This window comes from Polaromonas sp. P1_G2 (assembly GCF_056405515.1).
The window spans coordinates 1-400 of the sequence record NZ_JBFUBY010001450.1; the positions used below are offsets into that span (position 1 = coordinate 1).

The window sequence follows — 400 nt, forward strand, 5'->3', positions numbered from 1 at the left end:
GAGATTTTCAGCCGCCAGCCGATCATTGGTGGCAACGGGATCAAACCCGGCCGACATTAGCACCCGGCCGCCCTGCAGGAGCGGCGACTGGATAGAGGTGATCAGGCCGATGACGTGGAACATCGGCGTGTCGCAGAGGAAGACGCTGTCGTGTCCGACATGTCCAAGCACGCCGAAATTCACCGCAGTGGCAAATGCGTTTTGGGCGGTGATCAACACGCCCTTCGGCTTTCCCGATGTCCCTGATGTGTAGAGGATGATGATCGGCGCATCGGCCGGCGGCAGTTCTCGCCATTCGGAGGGCTCGGTAGCGGCGGCCCCTGCCGCCAGTGCCGTAATTCCGAGAGGCCGGCAGCCGACCGGCAGGTGCATCGAGGCAGAATCTTCGTCCGTCACCAAC

1 protein-coding gene is annotated in these 400 nt (G+C 62.5%); it reads right to left on the reverse strand.

Features of this window, described 5'->3' with window-relative positions:
* Positions 1-372, reverse strand: a 372-nt coding sequence (locus AC1D0P_RS31025) for an AMP-binding protein (protein WP_477680235.1), incomplete at its 3' end; no start/stop codon positions are given.
* Positions 373-400: the final 28 nt, after the last annotated feature.